Source organism: Marinobacter antarcticus, assembly GCF_011049865.1.
In the GTDB taxonomy this organism is placed as follows: Bacteria; Pseudomonadota; Gammaproteobacteria; order Pseudomonadales; family Oleiphilaceae; genus Marinobacter; species Marinobacter antarcticus_A.
In genome coordinates, this window is sequence record NZ_DRGY01000151.1 from 1 (window position 1) to 5,979 (window position 5,979).

At 56.3% G+C, this 5,979-nt stretch carries 4 protein-coding genes and 1 pseudogene; 4 read left to right on the top strand and 1 reads right to left on the bottom strand.

What is annotated here, in order from left to right; genetic code table 11:
• Nucleotides 1-300 (bottom strand): annotated as a pseudogene (locus tag ENI00_RS18140) (aminotransferase); the annotation flags it as partial.
• A gap of 247 nt (nucleotides 301-547) precedes the next feature.
• Between ENI00_RS18140 and ENI00_RS18145 the strand changes: the two are divergent.
• The 4 genes from ENI00_RS18145 to ENI00_RS18160 all read left to right on the top strand — a co-directional run.
• Nucleotides 548-1,435, top strand: a complete 888-nt coding sequence (locus tag ENI00_RS18145; RefSeq protein WP_304105588.1) for an AEC family transporter — start codon at nucleotides 548-550, stop codon at nucleotides 1,433-1,435.
• A 93-nt stretch (nucleotides 1,436-1,528) separates the two neighbouring features.
• Nucleotides 1,529-4,030, top strand: coding sequence for an acyl-CoA dehydrogenase (locus ENI00_RS18150; protein ID WP_304105591.1), 2,502 nt, complete (start codon nucleotides 1,529-1,531; stop codon nucleotides 4,028-4,030).
• A 226-nt stretch (nucleotides 4,031-4,256) separates the two neighbouring features.
• On the top strand, nucleotides 4,257-5,030 hold the full coding sequence (locus tag ENI00_RS18155; RefSeq protein ID WP_304105594.1) for an ABC transporter ATP-binding protein: 774 nt from the start codon (nucleotides 4,257-4,259) through the stop codon (nucleotides 5,028-5,030).
• A partial coding sequence (locus ENI00_RS18160; protein ID WP_304105597.1) for an ABC transporter substrate-binding protein occupies nucleotides 5,027-5,979 on the top strand: 953 nt, incomplete at its 3' end. The genes ENI00_RS18155 and ENI00_RS18160, both read left to right, overlap by 4 nt.

Sequence of the window (5,979 nt, forward strand, 5' to 3'; positions counted from 1 at the left end):
AAGCGACGGCACAACGCCCGGCGCCATCAATATCCACTCCCGGTGTATGTCCCAACCATGGCGGTCACGGAACCAGTCCATCATCGACTGAAAAAGGCTTTCGGGGAACAGGGTATATCCGTAGACCGGATGCGCTGCGCGTTCTTTCAAGGCCTGTGTAACGGCTTCGGGTGCGGCAAAGTCCATGTCTGCTATCCAGACCGGAATAACGTCGTCGCGGCCGAAAACGGCTTGGGTGGCATCAAACTTTACCGCGCAAGTATTGTCGCGATTAAGGTGCTGATCAAACGGATCTGTCACTGGAAATCCCTCCAAGAAAACTCTCCAAGAAAAGGCGCCAAGAAAACGCTCCAAACGGTTAGTCATCGGATAATGCGGGTTATTGTGGGTGGGCAGAACCACCATCGCAAGTATTGGGCCGCGTTCCGAGCACGGGCATTCTGCTTTGGTCGAACAGAATGCGATAAACCTTGCTGAATGGCCCGAATACTTGCGAACCTAACGGTTTGCCAGCGCAAAATTGCCCCGGCGCCTGTTGGAGTTTGCAATGATTGGCCAGATCCTTTCCACGCTGTTACCGGTGTTTCTCATTGCCGGCTGTGGCGCCTTTTACGGGCGGTTTCGTAAGCCGGATATACGTGGGCTAAACGTTCTTAACATGGAATTGTTTGTTCCCATGCTGGTCTTTGCCGTATTGGCCGATCAGAAAGCACCACTGCAGGACTACGCCGGGCTTGCGCTGGCGGCAACGGTCATTGTTCTTGGCTCGGGGATTGTTCTGTATCCGCTGGCACGGTTTCTGAACCTGAACCTGAGAACCTTTCTGCCACCGATGATGTTCAACAACTCGGGCAATATGGGCATCCCGCTGCTGGTTCTAGCCTTCGGTGAGGCCGCGTTGCCGGCGGCTATCGTACTGTTCATTGTGGAAATGCTGCTGCACTTCTCTGTGGGCTTGTACATGCTTGACCCGCACACGTCTGTTCTACAGCGTCTGAGACTTCCTATTGTGTTTGCCAGCATCGCGGGGCTGGCCGTGAACCTTGGGGGCGTTCCTTTGCCGGACTGGTTGCTGCAAACCATGAACATGCTTGGTGAGATCTGCATACCGCTTATGCTATTCACCCTGGGCGTAAGAATGCTCGATATCGACTTCAGCGACTGGAAACTGGGCATGCTCGGCGCCATCGCCTGCCCCGTCAGCGGCTTGATACTGGCCTGGCCCATGATTTTTCTGTTGGACTTGCCCGGCATTCAGGTAGCCGCGCTCTGGGTATTCGCCGCTTTGCCCCCTGCCGTTCTCAATTACATGGTCGCGGAGCAGTATCAGCAAGAGCCCCATAAGGTAGCGTCGCTGGTACTCCTGAGCAATCTGGGCAGCCTCATTGTCATGCCGATTGTGCTCGGGTTGGTCTTTTCAGCGGGCTACCTGTAACCGCCCTGCCTTTGCACCTTGCATGTGCGGGAACTTTAACCGAAGGTTAAGACTGACGTTTTCTGACTTGATCCACGATACGGAGGTCTGTCCATGAGTGTACTTTTTCTGCTCATCAGTGCCCTGGTTCTGATTTATCTGGGAGTTGGCGGCACCACAGCTGCCCTGGTGATGTCCATCGCAACGTTGGTGGGTCTGGTCCAGGATGACTGGCACATTGCCAGCATTCTGTTCGGCGGTCTTTTTCTGGCACTGGCTTTGATTCTTGTTATCCCTGGTGATCTGCGCCTCGATAAACTTAGCCGACCCTTGCTGGGCTGGGTTCGCAGCCGTCTACCAAAGCTCTCTGACACAGAAGCAGAAGCTCTGAAATCTGGCTCTGTCGATTGGGATGGAGAGTTGTTTTCGGGCAAGCCGCAATGGTCAAAGCTTCTGGACGCCAAGCCAGCCCATCTGACCAGTGAAGAGCAGGCGTTTCTCGATGGCCCGGTGGAAAAACTCTGCGCCATGCTGGATGACTGGAAAATCACCCACGAACATTACGATCTGCCTGACAAAGCCTGGAAGTTTATCCGTGAGAACGGTTTTTTCGGCTTGGTTATCTCCAAAGAAGACGGCGGCATGGGCTTCTCCAACACGGCCCACTCTGAAATAGTGATGAAAATTTCTACCCGCAGCGTTTCTGCCGCGGTCACCGTCATGGTACCCAACTCCCTCGGGCCAGGTGAGTTGCTCACCCATTACGGCACCGACGCCCAAAAAGAACATTACTTGCCCAGGTTGGCAGGCGGCCAGGACATCCCCTGCTTTGCACTGACGTCTCCGGTCGCAGGCTCCGACGCCGGCGCCATTCCGGATAAAGGCATTGTGTGCAAAGGCCAGTGGAATGGCGAAGAAGTGCTGGGCCTGAAAGTCACCTGGAACAAGCGCTACATCACCCTCGCGCCGGTCGCCACACTGATTGGCCTGGCCATCAAGGTATACGACCCGGATAGCCTGCTGGGCGGTAACGATGAAATCGGAGTCACCTGCGTTCTGATTCCCCAGGAAACCGAGGGCGTGCACTCGGGCGCAAGGCACCTGCCGATGAATACCGTGTTCATGAACGGCCCCACCTGGGGTAACGACGTGTTCATCCCCATGAATCAGGTAATTGGCGGCCAGGACATGCTGGGCAAGGGTTGGACCATGCTGCTGGAGTGCCTTTCCATCGGCCGATCCATTTCCCTGCCCGCGTTGGCCACCGGTGCCGGCAAAATCGCCAGCCTGGCGACCGGTTCCTACGCCTACACCCGCGAGCAGTTTGGCCGCTCCATCAGCCAGTTCGAAGGCGTACAGGAAGCTCTGGAACCCATCGCCGGCTACACCTACATGATGGATGCCGCGCGCCTGCTAACCTCCGGCATGCTGGACAGGGGCGTTCGGCCAGCTGTGCCCTCCGCGCTGCTCAAATACCGTAACACTCAACTGATGCGCGAAGTCATCAATCATTCCATGGATGTGGTAGCCGGCCGCGGTGTGATTACCGGCCCCCGCAACTTCATGGCTCGTGCCTACGACGCCGTACCCATTGGTATCACGGTGGAGGGCGCAAACATCCTCACCCGTAGCCTGATGGTGTTCGGTCAGGGGGCTATTCGCTGTCATCCGTTTATTGTTGAAGAAATTGAAGCGGCCGGCATGGAAGACGAAGACAAGGCCGCGAAGAAGTTCGACGGCATCTTCTATCGGCACATGGCCCACACCACCCGAAACGCGCTGCGGGCTTTGGTTCTGGGCCTTACCGGAGGGCTGCTGGAATCCGTTCCCAGGCAGGGCGACATCCAGTCATCGTACCGCCAGCTTGCCCGTTTCTCAGCGGGGTTTGCGCTAATGACCGATGTGACGTTGCTCTCCGTTGGCGGCGGCCTCAAAGCCAGACAACGCCTGTCCGGGCGCATGGCTGACAGCCTGGTGCAGCTGTATTACGCCTCCGCGGTGATCAAACAATGGCATGAAGAGGGTTACCCGGATGACCAGCGCCCGCTGGTGGACTGGTGCCTGCAGAGTTGCCTGCGGGATTTGCAGCACTCCATGCGCGAAGCCATCATCAACTTCCCCGTGCCGGCTCTGCGCTGGCCATTGCGCCTGCTGGTGTTCCCGCTGGGTGCAACCGGTTTGAACGGGCCGGATGACAGGCTGGGCGCCCGCGTGGCCGCCAGCATTGTTGAGGACACCCCGCTGCGCCAGCGCATCAGCCGTGGCGCCTACAACACCATGGACCCAGATGATCCTCTTGGCCGGGTTTTGAATGCTTACAAGTTGGCAAACGAAACCGCCGATATGCGTCGCCGCCTGCACGATGCCATTCGCAATCGTGATGAAGACGATCTGGATGGGATCGCATTGCTGATGGGGCATGAGCGCAAGCAGCTGGTGGATTGGGCCTGCGCCGAAGGCATTGTGCAAGCTGACGAATGTGACCAGCTGCAAGAGGCACTGACCGCCCTGTACGACGTGATCCGGGTGGATGCCTTTGATGAGGACGGCCTGAAGGCGTTGGCCCGATGCGCCAAAGGCAAACGCAAGGTGGTTGAAAGACCCGCTGACGAGTAACGTCCGTTCGCCCTACCCTGCCTGTCGGGCCTTGCCCGGCAGGCATCAGCTCGCCCTCACAAGACTCCATCCTGCTCCCGCGCGCCCTGTAATACGCCCGTTATTACGCCCGTTTTAACCCAGCCCGGATAAAAATTCATCAAACCCCTTTTTTGATTTCGATTTTAGTAATAAAATAGATAATCTTTATGCGTTTATAGCATATATGAATATATCGGTGGGCTATATGGAACTGACATTCAACGAAGTGACAAAGTCGTTTGGCGATCTCAACGTTATTGAGCACTTCAGTACAACCATCACAACCGGCGAAATCGTGGCTCTGGTAGGGCCGTCTGGCTGTGGGAAATCGACGTTGTTGCATATGTTGGCGGGTCTTCAGAAACCTTCAACGGGAACCCTGACGGCTAACGGCAAAAGCGTCGACAAGCCATCACCGCAGCGCACCCTGGTGTTTCAGGAACACGCCCTATACCCCTGGCTAACACTCGCCGGGAACGTGGCCCTGGCATTGGAATTTCAGAGCACCCCCAAGCAGGCCGCGCTCGAAGAAGCACACAAATGGCTCGTAAAGGTAGAACTGTCCGGTTTTGAGCACTACTACCCGCACCAGGTATCCGGTGGTATGCGGCAGCGTTGCGCTCTGGCCCGCGCCTTTATCGCCCGGCCCGAAGTATTGCTGCTGGACGAACCCTTCGGCGCCCTCGATGCGCTGACACGCATGACGCTGCAAAGTGTTCTGAAGGACTTGATTGAAGAAGAACGTCCTACCGTCGTACTGGTCACCCACGACATAGACGAAGCGCTATACCTTGCCGATCGGGTGCTGGTATTCAGCAACCGACCCGCTATCGTGCTAAGCGAAATCAAGCTTGGCCATATGCCTAAAACCCATGATTTGTCAGCCTTTGCCGATATCCGGCGGGACGTGCTGAACAAGCTGGGCATCGACACTGACACAACGCCGGCGCACGCCGGCGAAATAGGAGAAACTGTATGATTCGCTGGTTGATCACAACCGTTCTGGCACTGGCACTCGCCGCGCCTGTGTCTGCAAAAGAAGAATTCCGGGTTGGTTATGTGCGCGTTATGGATGATGCCCAGGCCATGCTCGCTCACGAGGCAGGTCTGTATGAAAAGTACGGGCTGGATGCAAAGCTGATTGAGTTCAGTTCTGGCACCGACCTGATCAAGGGCATCGTTGGCGGCCAGCTTGATATTGGCGTTTTGGGCTTTTCCAATGCTTTCACCTGGGTATCCCGTGGTGCCGATCTGAAAATTGTGGGCGGCGCACAGCGCGGATACCACTCTCTGGTCGTGCGCAACGATTCGGGTATCGACTCGGTTGAAGATCTCAAAGGCCGCAACCTCGCCTCCCAGAAACAAGGCAGCACCGCCGACATCGTGCTCAAAGGTGTCATGTTGGCCAACGCAGGCTTGCAACCGGACGATCTGAATATTTTGGGTGTGGCCCCGGCCGTCGCGGTTCAGTCTCTGGTCGGTGGCCGTGTAGACGCCGCCTTCCTGTTTGAACCCTACGATCGCATTGCCCAGCTTGTTGCGCCGGTTAAGCAAATTTATCAAATCGGTGATGTATGGCCGTTCCCCTGCATGGTGGTTATTACCTCCGGCGACACTCTGAAGAACCGTAAGGACGTTATCTGGGCCGCGCTCGACGCCCAGCGTGATGCCATTGACATGCTTAAAAACGAGCCTGAAAAGGCCGCTACCTACATCACCGACTATTTCATCAAGGACGATGTGGTTAAGTCCCTCAACCAGGGTGATATCCCTGCGCAAGAGGTTATTACCCAGGCGATTCAGACCAACGACTTCAGCTCCAAACTGACCGACGCAGATATTGGCCGCATGAAAGAGTTAGCAGGCATTATGCAGAAGCAGGGCATTCTTGCGGATGACGAAGCCTTTGACGTTGACGCGCTGCTTGA

What these genes read in the sequence shown, in the direction of transcription:
- ENI00_RS18150 (WP_304105591.1), top strand. Translation starts at nt 1,529, where the DNA reads ATGAGTGTACTTTTTCTGCTCATCAGTGCCCTGGTTCTGATTTATCTG.
- ENI00_RS18155 (WP_304105594.1), top strand. Translation starts at nt 4,257, where the DNA reads ATGGAACTGACATTCAACGAAGTGACAAAGTCGTTTGGCGATCTCAAC.
- ENI00_RS18145 (WP_304105588.1), top strand. Translation starts at nt 548, where the DNA reads ATGATTGGCCAGATCCTTTCCACGCTGTTACCGGTGTTTCTCATTGCC.